The sequence below is a fragment of the Halomonas ventosae genome, assembly GCF_004361885.1.
Taxonomy (GTDB): domain Bacteria; phylum Pseudomonadota; class Gammaproteobacteria; order Pseudomonadales; family Halomonadaceae; genus Halomonas; species Halomonas ventosae_C.
In genome coordinates, this window is the sequence record NZ_SNWH01000002.1 from 255,123 (window position 1) to 273,067 (window position 17,945).

At 66.4% G+C, this 17,945-nt stretch carries 17 protein-coding genes; 5 read left to right on the forward strand and 12 right to left on the reverse strand.

Annotation, left to right across the window (positions count from 1 at the left end):
• Positions 1–408: 408 nt before the first annotated feature.
• From DFO68_RS03055 to dksA, 5 genes are all read right to left on the reverse strand, one after another.
• Entirely contained in the window at positions 409–1,797 is a 1,389-nt protein-coding gene (locus DFO68_RS03055; protein WP_133481906.1) for a sigma-54-dependent transcriptional regulator, read from the reverse strand.
• Positions 1,775–4,735 (reverse strand): ATP-binding protein, encoded by a 2,961-nt coding sequence (locus tag DFO68_RS03060; RefSeq protein WP_133481908.1) that lies wholly within the window; start codon positions 4,733–4,735, stop codon positions 1,775–1,777. Before DFO68_RS03060 ends, DFO68_RS03055 begins: the two co-directional genes overlap by 23 nt.
• Positions 4,725–4,901 carry a hypothetical protein gene (locus DFO68_RS15445; RefSeq protein WP_166637513.1) on the reverse strand — a complete coding sequence of 59 codons (177 nt, stop codon included), beginning with the start codon at positions 4,899–4,901 and terminating at the stop codon, positions 4,725–4,727. The genes DFO68_RS03060 and DFO68_RS15445 overlap by 11 nt, the downstream gene beginning before the upstream one ends.
• Before the next feature lie 12 nt (positions 4,902–4,913).
• Positions 4,914–5,807, reverse strand: coding sequence for a tRNA glutamyl-Q(34) synthetase GluQRS (gene gluQRS, locus DFO68_RS03065; protein WP_133481910.1), 894 nt, complete (start codon positions 5,805–5,807; stop codon positions 4,914–4,916).
• 89 nt (positions 5,808–5,896) lie between these two features.
• Positions 5,897–6,334, reverse strand: a complete 438-nt coding sequence (gene dksA, locus DFO68_RS03070) for an RNA polymerase-binding protein DksA (RefSeq protein ID WP_106232261.1) — start codon at positions 6,332–6,334, stop codon at positions 5,897–5,899.
• Positions 6,335–6,553: 219 nt separating this feature from the next.
• Between dksA and DFO68_RS03075 the strand changes: the two genes are divergently transcribed.
• A complete protein-coding gene (locus DFO68_RS03075) occupies positions 6,554–7,714 on the forward strand; it encodes an aminotransferase class I/II-fold pyridoxal phosphate-dependent enzyme (RefSeq protein WP_133481912.1) in 1,161 nt (386 codons plus the stop codon).
• On the forward strand, positions 7,714–8,472 hold the full coding sequence (gene sfsA / locus DFO68_RS03080; protein ID WP_133481914.1) for a DNA/RNA nuclease SfsA: 759 nt from the start codon (positions 7,714–7,716) through the stop codon (positions 8,470–8,472). The genes DFO68_RS03075 and sfsA overlap by 1 nt, the downstream gene beginning before the upstream one ends.
• On the opposite strand, the gene DFO68_RS03085 is transcribed toward sfsA, so the two are convergent.
• From DFO68_RS03085 to DFO68_RS03110, 6 genes are all read right to left on the reverse strand, one after another.
• Positions 8,457–8,912: a DUF4426 domain-containing protein gene (locus DFO68_RS03085; protein WP_133481916.1), complete on the reverse strand. Its 456-nt coding sequence runs from the start codon at positions 8,910–8,912 to the stop codon at positions 8,457–8,459. The genes sfsA and DFO68_RS03085 overlap by 16 nt on opposite strands.
• 37 nt (positions 8,913–8,949) lie before the next feature.
• On the reverse strand, positions 8,950–9,549 hold the full coding sequence (gene metW, locus DFO68_RS03090; protein WP_133481969.1) for a methionine biosynthesis protein MetW: 600 nt from the start codon (positions 9,547–9,549) through the stop codon (positions 8,950–8,952).
• Entirely contained in the window at positions 9,549–10,706 is a 1,158-nt protein-coding gene (gene metX, locus DFO68_RS03095; RefSeq protein ID WP_133481918.1) for a homoserine O-succinyltransferase MetX, read from the reverse strand. Before metX ends, metW begins: the two co-directional genes overlap by 1 nt.
• Positions 10,707–10,743: 37 nt before the next feature.
• Positions 10,744–11,337 carry a YggT family protein gene (locus tag DFO68_RS03100; protein WP_133481920.1) on the reverse strand — a complete coding sequence of 198 codons (594 nt, stop codon included), beginning with the start codon at positions 11,335–11,337 and terminating at the stop codon, positions 10,744–10,746.
• A gap of 63 nt (positions 11,338–11,400) precedes the next feature.
• Positions 11,401–12,225 (reverse strand): pyrroline-5-carboxylate reductase, encoded by an 825-nt coding sequence (gene proC, locus DFO68_RS03105; protein WP_133481922.1) that lies wholly within the window; start codon positions 12,223–12,225, stop codon positions 11,401–11,403.
• A 62-nt stretch (positions 12,226–12,287) separates the two neighbouring features.
• Complete coding sequence (locus DFO68_RS03110; protein WP_133481924.1) at positions 12,288–12,995, reverse strand: YggS family pyridoxal phosphate-dependent enzyme; 708 nt, start codon at positions 12,993–12,995, stop codon at positions 12,288–12,290.
• 63 nt (positions 12,996–13,058) lie between these two features.
• On the opposite strand from DFO68_RS03110, the gene DFO68_RS03115 reads away from it, so the two are divergent.
• Both DFO68_RS03115 and DFO68_RS03120 read left to right on the forward strand, forming a co-directional pair.
• Positions 13,059–14,093: a type IV pilus twitching motility protein PilT gene (locus DFO68_RS03115; protein ID WP_133481926.1), complete on the forward strand. Its 1,035-nt coding sequence runs from the start codon at positions 13,059–13,061 to the stop codon at positions 14,091–14,093.
• A gap of 31 nt (positions 14,094–14,124) precedes the next feature.
• Positions 14,125–15,267 carry a PilT/PilU family type 4a pilus ATPase gene (locus DFO68_RS03120; RefSeq protein WP_133481928.1) on the forward strand — a complete coding sequence of 381 codons (1,143 nt, stop codon included), beginning with the start codon at positions 14,125–14,127 and terminating at the stop codon, positions 15,265–15,267.
• Here DFO68_RS03120 and DFO68_RS03125 read toward each other — a convergent pair.
• A complete protein-coding gene (locus DFO68_RS03125) occupies positions 15,264–16,394 on the reverse strand; it encodes an anhydro-N-acetylmuramic acid kinase (protein WP_133481930.1) in 1,131 nt (376 codons plus the stop codon). The two genes, DFO68_RS03120 and DFO68_RS03125, sit on opposite strands and share 4 nt — an antisense overlap.
• Before the next feature lie 113 nt (positions 16,395–16,507).
• On the opposite strand from DFO68_RS03125, the gene tyrS reads away from it, so the two are divergent.
• Positions 16,508–17,707 carry a tyrosine--tRNA ligase gene (gene tyrS, locus DFO68_RS03130; RefSeq protein WP_133481932.1) on the forward strand — a complete coding sequence of 400 codons (1,200 nt, stop codon included), beginning with the start codon at positions 16,508–16,510 and terminating at the stop codon, positions 17,705–17,707.
• Positions 17,708–17,945: the final 238 nt, after the last annotated feature.

Sequence of the window (17,945 nt, forward strand, 5' to 3'; positions counted from 1 at the left end):
GTTGTTGTTGGAGCCCGAAGGCCTCGCGCCGTGCCGATGCTGTTCTTGTTGTCGGCAAGCGCCGAAGTCGTAGGGGCCCGGGTGTCTTGTTGTTGTTGGCGGGTCGAGCCCTGTCACGCCTGGCTGCCCTGTTGTTGTTGTTGGCAGTGGGTGACGTCCGGATTTGTTTTTCTTCCCCTAGGTGTAGCAGCCTGCGTGCCATTGATGAGTAATTCATTTAAAAACAAGTGGTTGTGAGGGAATAGAACAGTTCACGTCCTGGCGAGGGAGTGGAGTGTTACCCGATTGGCCCCGTCGCGGTGCACTGGCTGTGTGGGAAGGTAACAAAGGGTGCAGGCGGGGTGGCGGGAAGGCAGGCCCGCGGACGATGCCGCGGGTGCTTGCACCATGGTCGCATGGCCCGCCGCCTCAGCCCGTGCTGCGTCGCGGGCCCTTCTTGCGCGGGATGCCCAGGCGCTGGCGACGCTCCCACAGGCACTTGCGACTGATGCCGAGCTTCTGGGCGAGTTCGGTCTCGCTCATCTGGTCCTGATGCTCGAGCACAAAGTGCTGGAAGTAGTCCTCCAGGGAGAGGTCTTCGTCGTCGCTGGTCGGCTGAGCTCCTTGGGCGTCTGGGAGCGTCACGGCAGACGGGGGCCTGCTCGGCGGTTGGGGGGCAGCTGCAAGCCCCAGATCATCAGGATGGATAAGGTGGCCCTCGGCGAGGATTACGCTGCGCTCGAGGGCATTTTCCAGCTCGCGCACGTTGCCGGGCCAGGGGTAGTCGCGGATGGTGCGCTGGGCGGCCCGCGAGAGTCGCAGCCCGTTGCGATTATGGCGCTGGCAGGCCTTGTCGAGCAGCACGTCGGCGATCTCGAGGATGTCCTCCTCGCGCGCGCGCAGAGCCGGCAGGTCAATCTGCATCACGTTGAGACGATAGTAGAGGTCGAGGCGAAATTCGCCGGTCTTCGACAGGCTTTGTAGGTCGCGGTGGGTGGCGGCGATTAGGCGCACGTCGACGTGGCGGGTCTCCACGGAGCCGATCTTGCGGATCTCGCCCTCCTGCAGTACCCGCAGCAGGCGCGCCTGGGCATCAAGCGGCAGCTCGCCGATCTCGTCGAGAAACAGGGTGCCGCCATCGGCGGCCTCGACCAGGCCAGTACGCGCGGCACTGGCCCCCGTGAAGGCGCCCTTCTCGTGACCAAACAGTTCCGACTCGATCAGCGTCTCGGGGATGGCCGCACAGTTGACGCAGACCAGCGGCGCATGGACGCGGTGGCTTTGCTGGTGGAGAGCGCGGGCGACCAGCTCCTTGCCGGTGCCCGACTCCCCCTGGATCAACACGGTGACATCGGTCGGCGCCGCCTTGCGGATGCGCGTGTAGACTACTTGCATGGCCGGGCAGTTGCCGATCATCGGCTGGCGAGCCCCGCCGGGTTCGGCGATGTCGGGCGGTTCGCTCTGCCGTGAGGCCTGGCGGTGCAGCACCCGGGCCACGGTCTCGAGCAGCTCGTCGTGGTCGAAGGGCTTGGCCACATAGTCTACGGCGCCGAGCTTCAGTGCCTCCACCGCGGAGCGCATGCTGGCGTAGCTGGTCATGATCAGCACGGGCACCGGGGCGGCGCGAGTGATCAATTCGGTGCCGGGCTCGCCGGGCAGCCGCAGGTCGCTGATCACCAGGTCGAAGCCCTGGGGGTCGAGCGCCACGGCCTCGCTGACCGAGCCGGCCTCGCTGACCCGATGGTCATGGCGCTCCAGCAGCCGCTTCAAAGCGCTGCGGATGATGGCTTCGTCTTCAACGATCAGAATCCGGCTCATCGGTGCGTTCACCATGCTCTGGGTTGAGGGGCAGCCACAGATGGATGCGGGTGCCTTTGGCCTGCCCCGGGGGCGGGGAGTCGATATCGATCTGGCCGCCGTGCTCGGCGATGATGTTGTAGACCAGTGGCAGGCCGAGCCCCGTGCCTTCGCCGGGGGGCTTGGTGGTGGTGAAGGGCTCGAACAGGTGGTCGCGTACCCGCGCGTCGATGCCATGGCCCTGATCGGTGACGGTAACATGCAGCCACTCACCTTCGGCAGCGGCATCGATGATCACCTCACCGTCCGGCGTGCTGGCGTCGCGGGCATTGCCGAGCAGGTTGACCATCACCTGCAGCAGCCGCTGGGCATCGCCCTCTACCTCGAGGCCCGCCGGGCAACGGTTATGGTAGTGAACATCCTCGCTCGAGCGGGCCAGGTGGATCAAGTGCAGGGCCTCGTCGGTCAGCGTGGCCAGCGATACCGGAGCGAAGGACCGGCCTGCCACGTGGCGACCGCCATGGGCGAAGCCCACCAGCGACTCGACGATGCGCGAGATGCGATCGGTAAGTTGCTGGATCTGGCTGGCGGTCTCCCGCACCTCCGGGTCGTCGGTATCGTAGCGCAGGTTCTGGGCCAGTGAGGAGATGCCGGTGACGGGGTTGCCGATCTCGTGGGCTACGCCCGCCGCCAGCTGGCCGATGGAGGCCAGGCGCGCGGCATGCACCAGCTCGTCCTCCAGCCACTTCATCTCGCTGTGGTCCTCCACCAGCACCACGGTGCCGCCACGCATCTGCTCGTCGGCCTCGAGCTCGGCCTTGTGCAGGCTCAGGTAGCGCGTGGTGCCGGAAAGCGTCACCGGCTGCTTGTAGAGGTGGTCATGATGTTCCAGCAGCACGCGTCCCAGCAGGTCTCGCCAGGGCGGTGGCAGGCCATCACGGTGCGCACCGACCACGCGGCTGCCGTCGATGCCGGAGAGCTTGGCAAGGGCGTCGTTCCATATCAGCAGCTCGTCGTCGACGCCGAAGGCGCACAGGCCCACCGGGAGCCGGGTGAGGATGCGGCGATGGTAGCGACGCAGGCCGTCGAGTTCCCGGGCCAGGCCGGTCAGCCGGGTGCGGTAAGCCTCCAGGCGGCTCTCGATGAAGTGGATGTCGTCAGTGGGTTCCAGCCCGCCGCGACGATAGGGCAGGTGGCGGTCGACGATGTCTTGGGCTACTGAAGGGCCCATCACCCCCGAGAGGTTGGCTTGGATGCGGTCGCGCAGTCGGCGCAGGGCGTAGGGGCGATCATCCAGCGCCGACAGACCCAGGTCGGCCAGGGCACGCTCGACCTCGCGACCGGCGACCTCTTCGCCCAGGGCACGGGCCAGGTGGTGCTTGAACTCCTCGCCGTTGCCCACCACCAGCGGCAGGCGCTTGGGGCGGATCACCGCATCCACCGAGCAGGCCTCGGCGGCGGCCCGCTCGCCAGCGGACGTTGGCGTGAGCAGCGAGACCAGGATCAGGGTCAGGATGTTGGCCGTCAGCGAGACCAGGGTCACCACATACCAGACCGGCTCGCCGGCCAGTGCCTCGAGGCCCGGCGGCAGCAGCACCAGCGCCGGGACGTCACTGAGCAGGGGCACCCAGGTGCCGGCGAGCCATACCAGCACCCCCGCCGTCAGCCCGCTGACCATGCCCTTGCGGTTGGCACCCGGCCAGTAGAGCAGCGCCAGCATGCCCGGCAGGCACTGAGCCATGCCGATGAAGGCGGCCAGGCCCAGGGTGGTGAGGTCGTGGTTCACCCCCACCAGGCGGTAGAACAGCCAGCCGCCGAGGATCACCGCCACGATCAGGGCGCGGCGCAGCCAGCGCAGCCAGCGATACAGATCGGGCTGGTCCACCGGCGGGTGGGCGACCAGCACGACATGGTTGAGGATCATGCCCGACAGGGCCAGGGAAATGATGATCATGGTGCCACTGGTCGCGGCCAGACCGGCGATGAACACCAGCCCCTGCAGCCACAGCGACTCGGAGAGGCCGTAGGCCAGGTAGGCGCTGCCCAGCACGCCGGCATCGAGTCCCAGGCGCTGGGCGGCCCACAGGATCAGCGGAACCGGCAGTGCCATCAGCAGCAGGAACAGCGGCAGTGACCAGGCGGCCTGGAGCAGGGTGCGCCGTGACAAGGTTTCGGCGAAGGTGATATGGAACATGTGCGGCATCAGCAAGGCTGCAGCGAAGAACAGCAACAGCAGGGTACGCCATTGGGCGGGGTCGAGATGCTTGATGTGTGCCTGGGCTGCCTGTCCCGGGCCCTCCAGCCAGCTCTGGAGGTCCGCGGGTCCGTCGAACACCACGAACAGCGCGAAGGCGCCCAGGACCAGCATGGCGGTGAGCTTGACCAGCGATTCCACGGCGATCACCGCGAGCAGGGTGTCGTGGCGGGCGTGGAGTCGGGTGTGGCGGGCGCCGAAGAGGATGGCGAACAGTGCGATCAGCGCGCAGAACAGCAGGGCCAGCAGCGCCGGCGAGGCGGTGCCGGTCATCAGGTAGATGGTGTCGCCCAGGGTCTGTACCTGGAGGGCCAACAGCGGCAGCACGGCCAGCAGGCTGACCAAGGTGATCAGGGTGCCGACCCAGCGCGAGCGGAAGCGCAAGGCGAAGAGATCGGCCAGCGAGGTCAACTGGTAGGTGCGGGTCATGCGCTGGATCGGCACCAGCAGTACCGGGGCGAGCAGGAAGGTGCCTGCCACCCCCAGGTAGTAGGCCAGGTATCCATAGCCGGCCTCTTTGGCCAGCTCAAGGCTGCCGTAGATTGCCCAGCCACTGGCGTAGACCCCCAGCGCCAGGGTATAGACCGCCGGATGGCGCGCGAGGCGGATGGGGATCCAGTGTCGTTCCACCGCCAGGGCAGCGAGGAACAGCAGCAACAGGTAGCCGCTACCCAGCGCCAGCAGGCCGCCAAGGCTAGCGTTCATCGCGCTTTCTTTTCTGCTCCAGCCACAGTGTCAGGGCGATCAGTACCCCCCAGATGACGAAGGGGCGGTACCAGGCCACCTCGGGACTGGCCCAGCCGCTCATCAGCAGCGGCGAGAGCAGGTAGCCGCCGAAGACCAGCAACAGCATGATGCGATAGACGTACATGGCAGGCTCCTATCAGGGCGCGAGGTGGCCGGTCTGGCGGTGGGCCTCGGCGTGGAGCCGGGAGACCTCCCAGTGGCCGATGGCCCATGTCAGCTGCTCGGCCACCGGGGCCATGGCAAGCGCGAAAGGCGGCGCCTGATCGAGCGCGATCAGCGCCGCATGCAGCAGCGCACGCACGGCATCGCCCTGCTCTGGCAGGGGTGGTGCCAGGTTCTGCTTGGAGAGCTTCTGGCCATCCTCGCCGATGATCAGCGGCAGATGCAGGTAGCGAGGCTCGGGGGCACCCAGTGCGTGCTGCAGCTGGCGCTGCCAGGGGGTGTTGTCGAGCAGGTCGACGCCGCGCACCACGTCACTGATGCCCTGCTCGGCATCGTCGACCACCACGGCGAGCTGGTAGGCCCAGAGACCGTCCTTGCGTCGCAGCACCACGTCGCCAAGCGCGGCCGGGTCGAAGTGTTGCTCGCCGAACAGGCGGTCCTGCCAGATGACTGGACGCAGGCCGAGGTCGCTGCGCAGTCGCCAGGCGACCGGTTTGCCGGGCTCGCACACCCCGTCCCGGCACCAGCCAGGATAAATACGGTAGTCGCGCCACTGCCGACGCGAGCAGCTGCAGGGGTAGGCGAGCCCCAGGCCCTTGAGCCGCTCCAGGGCGGCGGCATAGGCGTCGTTTCGCTCATGCTGCCAGCTGACCGGGCCATCCCAGTGCAGGCCGAAGGCCTCGAGCTGGCGCAGGATGGTGTCGGCGGCTCCGGCGGGGCAGCGTGGCGGGTCGATGTCCTCGATACGCAGCCGCCACTCGCCGCCTGCTCGGCGGGCGTCCAGGAAGCTGGCCAGGGCCGCCACCAGCGAACCGAAATGCAACGGCCCCGAGGGGGTCGGCGCGAAGCGTCCACGGTAGTCGCTCATCGCTGCCTCCCGTGGGGCCGGGCCGCTATGCAAACGGGCACCCTGGGGTGCCCGTCGCGGAGTGGGAGTGTGGCGATCGACATGGCGCGTCAGCCGCCCAGCTGCTTTTCCTTGAGTTCGGCCAGGGTCTTGCAGTCTACGCACAGGGTGGCGGTGGGGCGGGCCTCGAGCCGGCGGATACCGATCTCCACGCCGCAGGCCTCGCAGAAGCCGTAGTCGTCCTCGTCGATCTTCTCGAGTGTCTCGTTGATCTTCTTGAGCAGCTTGCGCTCGCGATCGCGGGTGCGCAGCTCCAGGTTGAAGCCCTCTTCCTGGGTGGCGCGATCGGCGGGGTCGGCGTAGTTGTTCGCCTCCTCCTGTAGGTGGCGCACGGTGCGGTCGACTTCTTCCATGAGCTCCTGTTTCCAGCCCAGCAGGATCTGTCGGAAGTGCTCCAGCTGTTTGTCGTTCATGTACTCTTCACCCGGCGCCGGCTCGTACGGGGTGAACTTCTTGGGAGCATCCATCTTCTTTTCAGCTACTGGCATGGGACTGCCTCGCTACTTAAGTGACTACTGATCAATACCCGCCGTGATGCATGGTATCTCACGCCAAAGGGGTGCTTGTTTAGCGTAAATAGCGCAACCGTGCAACCTCTTCCGGTAGCGGAACTGCGCCGGCGCGCCAAAAGTCGTAAGATGCCGATTTTGCCCTTAGGCTGCGGCAAAGATGCCCGCCGTGCTGCGATGTATCAGAGGAGCCGTTGCATGTCTTGGAATCCGCGTGTCGAGCGCATCGCCCCCTTCCGCGTGATGAGCCTGCTGGAGACGGCCCAGGCCCGGGAAGCTGCCGGGCACGATATCATCCATCTGGAGGTCGGCGAGCCCGATTTCCCGACGCCCGAGCCGGTGCTCGAGGCTGGCCGTGCCGCGCTGTCGGCTGGGCATACCCGCTACACGCCGGCGGCGGGGCTGCCGGCGCTGCGCGAGGCGATCGCCGGCCACTACGCCGAGCACTTCGGTGCCGCCGTCGACCCCAGACGCATCCTGATTACGCCTGGCGCTTCCGGAGCGCTGCTGCTGGTCAGCCAGCTGCTGGTGGGCCCGGGTGACCGGGTGCTGATGGCCGATCCCAACTATCCGTGCAATCGCCACTTCATGGCCCTGGCCGGTGCCGAGGTAGATACCGTGGCGGTCGGCTCGGCCAGTAGCTGGCAGCTGGATGCGGGGCTCGTCGAGGCTCACTGGTGCGACGCCACCCGCCTGGCGATGCTCGCCACGCCCTCCAATCCCACCGGCCACATGCTCGATGCGGGGCAACTCGCGGCAGTCGCCGAGACGGTGGCGGCGCATGGTGGCCACCTGCTGGTGGACGAGATCTACCAGGGCCTATGCTTCGATCTCGCGCCGCTCTCGGTGGCCTCGATCAGCCCAGACGCCTTCGTGGCCAACAGCTTCTCCAAGTACTTCGGCATGACCGGCTGGCGCTTGGGCTGGCTGCTGGCGCCCGAGGCCGCGGTGGAGCCGCTGACCCGGCTGGCCCAGAACGTCTTCCTGGCGGCCTCCACACCGGCTCAGCATGCCGCCCTGGCTGCCTTCACGCCGGAGTGTCACGGCATCCTCGAGGCCCGGCGCAGCGAGCTTGGGCGCCGCCGCGATGCCCTGCTGGCGGGACTCTCACGGCTGGGGTTAGCCCCGTCACTGCCGCCTCAGGGGGCCTTCTACCTGTGGCTCGATATTTCGCGCTACAGCAACGACAGTGAGGCCTTCTGCCAGGCGTTGCTCGAGGAGGAGAATGTCGCCATCACCCCCGGCACCGACTTTGCCCTGCGCGGCGGTGAGCATCATGTGCGTATCGCCTTTACCACCGGCGAGGCCCGGCTGGCAGAGGCCGTAAGCCGTCTCGAGCGCTTCCTGGCGCGTCGCTGATGGAGTATCCGGCCCTGGTCCCGGGGATCCTGCAGCGTCGCTATAAGCGCTTCCTGGCTGACGTGCGCCTCGCAGACGGTCGTGAGGTGGTGGCCCACTGCCCCAACACCGGCTCGATGCGGGCGGTCGACGTGCCGGGCTGCCGTGTCTGGCTGGCGCTCAGCGACAATCCCGCCCGCAAGCTGGCCTGGACCTGGGAGCTGATTGAACTGCCCCAGCCCGATGGCACCACGGCGACGACCTCGGTGCATACCGGGCGGGCCAACCGTATCGTCGAGGAAGCGTTGCGCGCGGGACGTGTGGCGGAGCTGGCGGGCTATGAGCAGATCCGCCGCGAGGCCGCGGTGGAGGGCGCGAGGCTCGATTTCCGTCTCGACGACCCTGAACGCGGTACCACCTTCGTCGAGGTCAAGCAGGTGACGCTGAAGGAGAGCGACGGGCACGGCTACTTCCCCGACGCGGTGAGCGTGCGGGGTCGCAAGCACCTCGAGGCGCTGGCGGCATTGGCCGCCCGTGGACAGCGCGCCGTGCTGCTGTTCTGCGTGGCCCACGAGGGCATCGAGGATGTGGCCCCCGCGGCCCACCTAGACCCGGCCTATGCCGCGAGCCTGCATGAGGTGGCGGGCCGGGGCGTGGAAGTGCTGGCACGGCGCTGTGAGGTGATGCGCGAGGCCGGGGTGCCGCTGGCGATACGCCTGGGGCCAGCGCTGCCGGTGGACCTTGCGCGACGCTTCACCGGCGGTCAGCGGTCGATATAGAAGCGCTGGATGAAACTCACCTCGGCAGGCTCGGCATTGCGGTCATAGCGCACGCGCAGGTCGAAGCGCATCGGCTCGTCCTCGTGGATGCGAAACACTGCCACTTGGGAGGGTATGTCATCGATGCGCAGACTGCGAAACGACAGCGGCGTGGGATCATCCCCCTCGAGCCCGGCGATGCGCCCCTCGACCGAGGCGGTGACGGGGCGAGTCGAGCCATCTTCGAGCTCCTTCAATACGCTGACGTTGAGCAGGGCCATGACCTGGCTGCGTTGGATGCCGTGCTCGCGCGCCACCGCCTTCGGCAGGAAGCTGGTGTTCACGGCGCTGTAGTGGATCTGGTAGTCCCCTACCTGTTCGAACTGCTGGGCCTGGGCCGGCAGCGTCAGCAGCAGCGCCAGGCTCATGGCCAGGGCTGCCAGGTGGTCTCGAATCCTCATCGGTTCTCCCTCCGGTAGCTTGCGCGCGCCTCCCGGGTCATGCCCTGCGGCGGGCGACCCGGAAGATGGCGATCTCGCCGAACAGGTTGGGCCACAGTCGCGAGGTCCAGCGTCCCTCATGATCACCGATGCCCACCGCCCGATCGACAATGCTCAGACCCTTGTCGCGGCACAGGCGTTCAAAGTCGTTGAAGGTTGACAGGTGAATGTTGGGGGTATCGTACCAGGCATGGGGCAGAGAGCGGGACACCGGCATATAGCCCTTGAAACCCAGGTAGGCGCGATGGCGCCAGTAGGCGAAGTTGGGAAAGGTGATGATGCACTCCTCGGCGACGCGCAGCATTTCGTCGAGCATCAGGTCCGGGCGGCGCAGCGCTTGCAGCGCCTGGGTCATGACCACTAGATCGCAGGCATCGTCCTCGAAGTTGGCCAGCCCTTCGTCGAGGTTCTGCTCGATGACGTTGACGCCCTTGGCCAGGCAGGCGGTAATACCGTCGGGATCGATCTCCAGGCCATAGCCGGTGACCTGCTTGTCGCGGGCCAGCGCTGCCAACAGCGTGCCCTCGCCGCAGCCCAGGTCGAGCATCCTCGCGCCCCGCGGGACCCAATCGTGAATCAGCTTGAGGTCGGCGCGCATCATGGGCGGTCCTCCAGGCCCTGGTCGTGGGCGACGCGGTTCATGAAGGCGGCGAAGACCGCCTGGTAGCGCGGCTCAGGCATCAGGAAGGCGTCGTGGCCATGCGGCGAGTCGATGTTGGCGTAGCTGACCGCTTTGTTGGCGCGGATCAGGGCGTTGACCAGCTCCTTGGAGCGCGAGGGCGGGAAGCGCCAGTCGGTGGAGAAGCTGACCACCAGGAAGGGACAGGCGGCGGGGGCCAGGGCCCGGGCCAGGTCGCCGCCATGGGCCGCGGCCGGGTCGAAGTAGTCCAGTGCCTTGGTCATCAGCAGATAGGTGTTGGCATCGAAGGCGTTGGAGAAGGTATCGCCCTGATAGCGCAGGTAGGACTCCACCTGGAACTCCACGTCGTAGCCGAAGTTCAGGTCGTCGCTGCGCAGGTCGCGGCCGAACTTGCTGCCCATGGCATCTTCGGAGAGGTAGGTGATGTGACCCACCATGCGAGCGAGCTTGAGGCCGCGGCGTGGCACCGTGGCATGGTTGGCGTACCAGCCCTCAAGGAAGTCGCGATCGGAGCGTATCGCCTGGCGGGCTACCTCGTTGAAGGCAATATTCTGTGCTGATAGCTTCGGCGTCGCGGCGATGACCACCGCATTGGCGATACGCTCGGGATAGGAGAGGCTCCACTGCAGCACCTGCATGCCCCCCAGGCTGCCGCCGATCACCGCGGCGAAGCGTTTGATGCCCAGCCGGTCGGCCAGGCGCGCCTGGCTGTGGACCCAATCTTCTACGGTCATGATCGGGAAGTCGGGCCCCCACTGGTGTCCCGTCGCCGGGTTCTCGCTGCTGGGACCGGTGCTGCCGTGGCAGCCGCCGAGGTTGTTCAGCGAGACCACGAAGAAGCGTTCGGTGTCGATCGACTTGCCGGGACCGATATGCGCATCCCACCAGCCCGGCTTGCGCTCGTCACGGGTGTGGTAGCCGGCCGCATGATGGTGGCCGGAGAGCGCATGGCATACCAGAATGGCATTGGAGCGCTCGGCGTTGAGGGTGCCATAGGTCTCGTATACCAGGTCATAGGCGGGCAGTGTCCGGCCGCAAACCAAGGGAAGGGGGTCATCGAAGTGTGCCGTTTCGGGCGTCACCAGGCCGACCGAATCAGGGGGGAACTCGGGCATCTGTCGTGTCGTGTCCAGTCGTGGGTATCGGCCGGCCTTACAGGCCGACCAGGGCACCGGCGATGCCGGCGGCACGGGTCAGCGAGCCCACCACGATACCATCGATCAGGCTGATGGCGATGAATACCACGATGGGCGAGAGATCGATCATGCCCAGCGGCGGAATCACCCGGCGCACCGGCGCCATGATCGGCTCCACCAGCTGCATCACCAGCAGAGCGCCCGGATGGCTGGCCTGGGGGGCGACCCAGCTGAGGATGATCATCACGATCAAGGCGAAGAAGTAGATCTTGAGAATGGCATTGGCGATGGCGGCCAGCGAGCCAAGCACCACACCGGTGATCGGCGCCATGCCGAAGCCGGCGATCTGCAGGATCGCGATGATGGCGATCGCCTTGATCACGAAGGCCGTGGCCAGGGTGGCCAGGTCAAAGCGGCCCATCACCGGTCCCAGAAAGCTCTGGAAGGGGCGTACCGCCGGTTGAGTGACCTTCACTACCGACTGGCTGATGGGATTGTAGTAGTCGGCTCGGGATGCCTGCAGCAAAAAGCGCAGCATCAGCAAAAAGATATAGATGTTGATTAGGGTGTTTACCAGCAGCAGGCCGGCGCTTCCCAGTTGACTGCCCATCGGGGCTCCTCCATGTTCTTGAATCGTCGTCGTGTCAGCCCGCGTGCTTGCCGGGCTGTCGGGTCAGCGTTTGCCGAGCTCGTCAGCCATCTCTCGAGCGCGGTCGGCACAGGCGGTCATGGCTTCGGCCATGAGGCGGCGCAGGCCGGACTGTTCGAGATGTTCGATGGCACGTTCTGTGGTGCCGCCGGGAGACATCACGTTGCGCTTCAGCTCGGCGGGTGGCTTGTCGCTGGCAAGTGCCATCTTGGCCGCACCCAGGGCGGTCTGCATGGCCAGCCGGCGAGCGGTGTCGGCGGGCAGGCCCAGCGATGCGCCGGCTTCCTCCATGGCCTCGAACATCAGGAAAAAGTAGGCCGGGGCGCTGCCCGAGACGGCGGTGACCGCCTCGAGCAGGGCCTCGTCATCGACCCACTCCACCAAGCCCACGGCCTCCATCAGCTCGGTGGCGAGCCGGCGCTGGGCGTCGTCGACCTTGGCATTGGCGTAGAGCCCGGCGGCGCCGGCGCCGACCAGCGCGGGTGTGTTGGGCATGCAGCGCACCAGCGGCAGCTCGCCGCCGAGCCAGTGCTCCAGGGTCGCGGCGGGCAGCCCCGCCGCCACCGAGACGATCAGCGGGCGGCGTGCCTGGACGGCATCGCGCATCTTCTCGCAGACCTCGCGCATAATCTGCGGCTTGACTGCCAGCACCACCACGTCGGATTCGGCGACGGCCGCTGCGTTATCGGTCGCGGTCTGGATGCCCAGCCGCTGGCGCAGCGGGGCGAGGATATCGTCGCTGGGCGAGGTGGCCGTGATGTCGTCGGGCGAGAAGCCGCTCTCGATCATGCCGCCGATGATGGCGCCGGCCATGTTTCCGGCGCCGATGAAGGTGACTCTGCTGGCCATGGAATCTGTCCTGTGTCGGTCGACGAATGTGGCCGGCGTGGTTCACCGGCGAAGGGTGGTTGTCACTCGCGTGCGTTTCGCTCCCCGAAGATCGCGGTGCCCAGGCGCACCAGGGTGGCGCCCTCGAGCACGGCGGCCTCCAGGTCGGCGGTCATGCCCATCGAGAGGGTGTCCAGGGCCGCCTCGGGGAAGCGCGTGCGGAGTTCCTCGAGGGACTCGCGGAGGCGGGCGAAGGGCGCGCGCTGGGCGTCCAGCCCCTCGGCCGCCGCGGGGATCGCCATCAGCCCGCGCAGGCGCAGGCGAGGCAGCGCCTGAACAGCCTCGGCCAGGGCGGGCAGCGCCTCGAGCGAGACGCCCGACTTGCTCGGCTCGTCGCTGATGTTGACCTGCAGGCAGATGTTCAGTGGGCCAAGCGCTTCGGGGCGTTGATCATTCAGACGCCGGGCGATCTTCTCGCGGTCTACGCTATGCACCCAGGCGAAGTGCTCGGCCACATCACGGGTCTTGTTGGATTGCAGCGGACCGATGAAATGCCAGACGATCAGCTCCAGGTCTGCCAAATCGGCCTGCTTGTCCAGCGCTTCCTGGACATAGTTTTCGCCGAATTCGCGTTGACCCAGGTGCCAGGCCTCGCGGATCAAGGTAGCGGGCTTGGTCTTGCTGACAGCCAGCAGTCGGGTGGCATCGGCGGGCCGGCCGGCAGCCTTCAGTGCCTCGGCGAGGCGGGTGCGGGCTGCGGCCAGGGACTCGGGAAGTACCAGGTTCGTCATGGTTGAGTGTCTGTCATACTGGGCATACTAAAGGGAACCTTATCCCAGGAGCAGGGGAAACGCATGGATATTACCGAACTGCTGGCATTCTCGGCAAAGCAGAACGCCTCGGACCTCCATCTCTCGGCGGGATTGCCGCCAATGATCCGTGTCGATGGCGATATCCGTCGGCTCAACGTACCGGCCATGGAAGACCGCGAGGTTCGCAAGCTGATCTACGACATCATGGGGGACCGCCAGCGCCGCGACTATGAAGAGTTCTTCGAGACCGACTTTTCTTTCGAGGTGCCCAGCGTCTCGCGCTTCCGTGTCAATGCTTTCAACCAGGCCCGAGGGGCCGGCGCGGTGTTTCGTACCATCCCCTCCGAGGTGCTGACCCTGGAAGAGCTGGGCATGGGCCAAGTCTTTCGCCAGCTTGCCCTGTTGTCCCATGGTCTGGTGCTGGTCACCGGTCCCACCGGTTCGGGCAAGAGCACCACGCTGGCAGCGATGATCGATTACATCAACGACAATCGCTTTGAGCACATCCTCACCATCGAGGATCCGGTGGAATTCATCCACCGCAGCAAGCGCTGCCTGGTCAATCAGCGCGAGGTGCATCGCGATACCCATGGCTTCGCGCCGGCATTGCGCAGCGCTCTGCGAGAGGACCCGGACATCATCCTGGTCGGTGAGCTGCGCGACCTGGAGACGATTCGCCTGGCACTGACCGCCGCCGAGACCGGCCACTTGGTGTTCGGTACCCTGCATACCAACTCTGCGGCCAAGACCATCGACCGGATCATCGACGTCTTTCCCGGTGATGAGAAGTCCATGGTGCGCTCGATGCTCTCCGAGTCACTGCAGGCGGTGATCTCTCAGGCGCTGCTCAAGCGCCAGGGCGGTGGCCGAGTGGCGGCCCACGAGATCCTGGTGGCCACGTCGGCGGTGCGTAACCTGATTCGTGAAGCCAAGGTGGCGCAGATCTACTCGGCGATCCAGACCGGCGGCAACCTGGGCATGCAGACCCTGGACGCCTCGCTTGCCAAGTTAGTGTCGGACAATACGGTGACGCGTGACGAAGCCCAGGCGAAGGCCAAGGGCGTGCTAGCAAGCTGAGGAAGCGATAGCGACAACAAGGAGCAGGGACATGACGGCAAGTGAGTGGCTCTCCCAGCTGCTGGATATCATGGTGCAGCAGGAGGCGTCGGACCTGTTGATCTCGGTGAATGCCCCAGCGACCCTGAAAATGGCCGGCCAGCTCACCCCTCTGGGCGACCAGCGGCTCAGCTCGGCACAGGTCACCGAGTTGGTGGGTGCCACGATCCCTGAGGCACTGATGGAACGCTTCCGCGTCGAGCATGAGGCCAACTTCGCGCTAAGCTTGAAGGGCAAGGGGCGTTTTCGCGTCAGTGCCTTCCAGCAGCGTAACCAGATGGCCATGGTAATCCGACGCATCGGCTTCGAGATCCCCCACCTCGAGCAACTTTCGCTCCCCCCTACGCTCGGCGAGCTGGCCAACAACAAGCGCGGCCTGGTATTCGTGGTCGGGGGAACCGGCACTGGCAAGTCGACCACTCTTGCGTCGATGATCCAGCAGCGCAACGAGACTGTGGGGGGGCATATCATCAGCGTCGAGGATCCCATTGAGTACATCCACCCGCATCGCAAGGCGATTATCAACCAGCGTGAGGTCGGTATCGACACTGAATCCTTCGAAGTGGCGCTGAAGAACACCCTGCGTCAGGCCCCGGACGTGATCCTGATTGGCGAGGTGCGCACACGGGAGACCATGGAGCACGCCCTGACCTTCGCCGAGACCGGCCACCTCTGCCTGGCCACCCTGCACGCCAACAACGCCAACCAGGCGCTGGACCGGATCATTAACTTCTTTCCCATCGAGCGACACGCCCAGGTATGGCTCGACCTCTCGCTCAACCTGCAGGCCATCGTCGCCCAGCAGTTACTGCCCACGGTGGATGGTGGGCGCTGCCCGGCCATCGAGATCATGCTCAAGTCTCCGCTGATCGGTGACCTGGTACGCAAGGGGGAGGTCTCCGAGATCAAGGACATCATGGCTCGCTCGCGGGATCTCGGCATGCAGACCTTCGATCAGGCGCTCTTCGATCTGTTCAAGGTCGGCAAGATCACTGAGGAGGTGGCGCTGGTGCATGCCGATTCGGCCAACGATCTGCGCATGATGATCAAGTACAGCGACGAGAGCAGCGAGAGCGTGGCCGGGGCCAGAGAGGCGGCCAGCCACCTCTCGCTACGTAGCGAGGACGACTTCTAGGCGGCGTAGACCCCGCCCAGCACCCGGGTGCCGGCGGCCCCGGTCACCGAGGGCAGATTGCCGGGCAGGCCCGCCAGTCTCCGCCACGCCAGCCAGGCGAAGGCCCCAGCCTCCAGCCATTCGGCGGGCCAGCCCCAATCTTCCCCGGCGAGCAGCGGCGTCTCGGGCAGTCGGCGGGCGAGGCGGGCCAGCAGGTCTGAATTGCGGGCGCCGCCGCCGCATGGCACCAGCACCGCCGCCGGCGGGGCATCGAGTCGCTCTCGAGCCATCCCTACCCCCAGGGCCACGCTGGCCGCGGTCAGCTCGGCCAGCGTGGCCTGCACGTCCTGCGGGGCTTCCCCTCCCTGTAGGTGTCCCTGCAGCCAATCCAAGTGGAAGAGCTCCCGGCCCGTGCTGCGCGGCGCCGGCAGGTGGAAGAAAGGTTCGCTCAGCAGCCGTTCCAGCAGCGCCTCGTCGACCCGTCCCGAGGCCGCCCAGGCGCCGCCGGCATCGAAGCGCCCAACGCGATGTCGGGCATGCCAGGCATCCAGCAGGACATTGGCCGGGCCGGTGTCAAAGCCCAGGGGCGCCCGCTCGTCCTCCGCGGGCGGCAGCAGGGTCAAGTTGGCGAAGCCGCCCAGGTTGAGCACCAGGCGCCATTCGCCGGGCGCCCGGAATAGCGTCTCATGGAAGGCCGGGGCCAGGGGCGCGGCCTGGCCGCCGGCAGCCAGATCGCGACGCCGGAAGTCGGCTACCACCGTGCAGCCGGTGAGTTCGGCCAGCAGGCTGGGATTGTCGAGCTGCAGCGTATAGGCCGGGCCTGCGTCATGGCCTCGGGGGGCGTGCTCGATAGTCTGGCCATGGCTGCCGATGGCCGTGATGGCCTCTCTCTCCACCCCGCTCGCGATAAGCACTGCCTCGATGGCGGTGGCCTGCAGGCGGCAAAAAGTATCCTCGGCGGTCGCCAGATCGCTGAACGTCACCCTCTCGGCATGGCAGAGCCGCCACAGCAGGTCGCGCAGGGCATCGGGCATCGGCGCCTCATGGGTGGCGACCAGGCGTGGCGTGTTGCCCTCCCGGATCTCGACCAGGGCGGCATCGATACCGTCGAGGCTGGTGCCTGACATTAGGCCGATGAAGAGGCTCATGGGGACTCCCGGGTGGGCTCAACCGTGGATGGCCGGACATGGTAACATCCCCCACCATTCGACGACCGAGGGCCCGTGGACTCGCGGGCCGCCTGCAGAGTGGAGAGGAGACAATGACCGATGTTGCTGGCGCCCTGGCGCTGCTGAAGCGCGGCACCCACGAGATCCTGCTCGAGGAAGAGCTGGTCAAGAAACTGGCGTCCGGGCGCAAGCTGCGCATCAAGGCCGGCTTCGACCCCACCGCGCCGGATCTGCATCTGGGGCACAGCGTGCTGCTGACCAAGATGCGCCAGTTCCAGGACCTAGGCCATGAGGTCATCTTCCTGATCGGCGACTTCACCGGCCGCATCGGGGATCCCACCGGCAAGAACGTGACGCGCAAGCCGCTCACCGAGGAGGAGGTCAAGGCCAACGCCCAGACCTACAAGGAGCAGGTGTTCAAGATCCTCGACCCCGACAAGACCGAGGTGCGCTTCAATGCCGAGTGGTTCTCCGCCATGAGTGCGGCCGACATGATCGAGCTGGCCGGCCAGAGCACGGTGGCGCGCATGCTCGAGCGCGACGACTTCGACAAGCGCTACAGCGCGGGTCAGCCGATCTCCATTCACGAGTTCCTCTATCCGTTGGTGCAGGGGTACGACTCCGTGGCGCTGGAGGCCGACGTGGAACTCGGCGGTACCGACCAGAAGTTCAACCTGCTGATGGGTCGCGAGGTCCAGAAGCACTTCGGTCAGGCGCCCCAGGTGGTGATCACCATGCCGCTGCTCGAGGGGCTGGACGGCGTGCAGAAGATGTCCAAATCATTGGGCAACTATGTCGGGGTCGACGAGGCGCCGGGGGCGATGTTCAACAAGCTGGTCTCCATGCCCGACAGCCTGATGTGGCGCTACTTCGAGCTGCTCTCGCTCAAGCCCAATGAGGAGATCGAGGCGCTCAAGCGCGATGCCGAGGCCGGTGCCAACCCCCGTGACATCAAGATGATCCTCGCCCGCGAGCTGATCGGCCGCTATCACGGCGAAGAGGCGGCGGCCAACGCCCACCGCAGTGCTGGTAACCAACTGGCCGAGGGGGAACTGCCCGAGGACCTGCCTGAGGTCGAGGTCGACTTCGAGGGCAGCGCCCAGGCCCCCATCGCCGCGGTACTGAACCGCGCCGGGCTGACCAAGAACAGCGCCCAGGCCAAGGACATGCTCGGCAACGGCCGGGTCAAGGTGGATGGCGAGGTAGTTCCGCGCGATCATATGCTCGACACCGGCAGTAGCTATGTGATCCAGGCAGGCAAGAAACGCTATGCCCGGGTGACCATTACCTGACCTCTGCCGACAGGTCTTGCCCACGATGCCCGCCCCGCGCGGGCGTCGTCGTGTCAGCCCGCGGGTCGTCATCGCCTGTTCACGGGATCATCATCACCGTGACATTTTTCTTCATTGAGGCCTTGCACGGCCCCGGGGAAATCCGTAGAGTACGCATCCGCTGCCGGCGACGGGACAGGTTGCCGGCGGTGGAGAGGGAAAGATCAGGGGTTGACAGGCAACGCCGATCACGTAGAAT

Bases quoted from the DNA above. Each gene is read 5' to 3' on its own strand.
- sfsA (WP_133481914.1), top strand. From the start codon at position 7,714: ATGGAGTATCCGGCCCTGGTCCCGGGGATCCTGCAGCGTCGCTATAAG.
- DFO68_RS03120 (WP_133481928.1), top strand. From the start codon at position 14,125: ATGACGGCAAGTGAGTGGCTCTCCCAGCTGCTGGATATCATGGTGCAG.
- metW (WP_133481969.1), bottom strand. From the start codon at position 9,549: ATGCGCGCCGACCTCAAGCTGATTCACGATTGGGTCCCGCGGGGCGCG.
- DFO68_RS03115 (WP_133481926.1), top strand. From the start codon at position 13,059: ATGGATATTACCGAACTGCTGGCATTCTCGGCAAAGCAGAACGCCTCG.
- metX (WP_133481918.1), bottom strand. From the start codon at position 10,706: ATGCCCGAGTTCCCCCCTGATTCGGTCGGCCTGGTGACGCCCGAAACG.
- gluQRS (WP_133481910.1), bottom strand. From the start codon at position 5,807: ATGAGCGACTACCGTGGACGCTTCGCGCCGACCCCCTCGGGGCCGTTG.
- DFO68_RS03125 (WP_133481930.1), bottom strand. From the start codon at position 16,394: ATGAGCCTCTTCATCGGCCTAATGTCAGGCACCAGCCTCGACGGTATC.
- tyrS (WP_133481932.1), top strand. From the start codon at position 16,508: ATGACCGATGTTGCTGGCGCCCTGGCGCTGCTGAAGCGCGGCACCCAC.
- DFO68_RS03075 (WP_133481912.1), top strand. From the start codon at position 6,554: ATGTCTTGGAATCCGCGTGTCGAGCGCATCGCCCCCTTCCGCGTGATG.
- dksA (WP_106232261.1), bottom strand. From the start codon at position 6,334: ATGCCAGTAGCTGAAAAGAAGATGGATGCTCCCAAGAAGTTCACCCCG.
- proC (WP_133481922.1), bottom strand. From the start codon at position 12,225: ATGGCCAGCAGAGTCACCTTCATCGGCGCCGGAAACATGGCCGGCGCC.
- DFO68_RS03055 (WP_133481906.1), bottom strand. From the start codon at position 1,797: ATGAGCCGGATTCTGATCGTTGAAGACGAAGCCATCATCCGCAGCGCT.
- DFO68_RS03085 (WP_133481916.1), bottom strand. From the start codon at position 8,912: ATGAGGATTCGAGACCACCTGGCAGCCCTGGCCATGAGCCTGGCGCTG.
- DFO68_RS03100 (WP_133481920.1), bottom strand. From the start codon at position 11,337: ATGGGCAGTCAACTGGGAAGCGCCGGCCTGCTGCTGGTAAACACCCTA.
- DFO68_RS15445 (WP_166637513.1), bottom strand. From the start codon at position 4,901: ATGTACGTCTATCGCATCATGCTGTTGCTGGTCTTCGGCGGCTACCTG.
- DFO68_RS03060 (WP_133481908.1), bottom strand. From the start codon at position 4,735: ATGAACGCTAGCCTTGGCGGCCTGCTGGCGCTGGGTAGCGGCTACCTG.
- DFO68_RS03110 (WP_133481924.1), bottom strand. From the start codon at position 12,995: ATGACGAACCTGGTACTTCCCGAGTCCCTGGCCGCAGCCCGCACCCGC.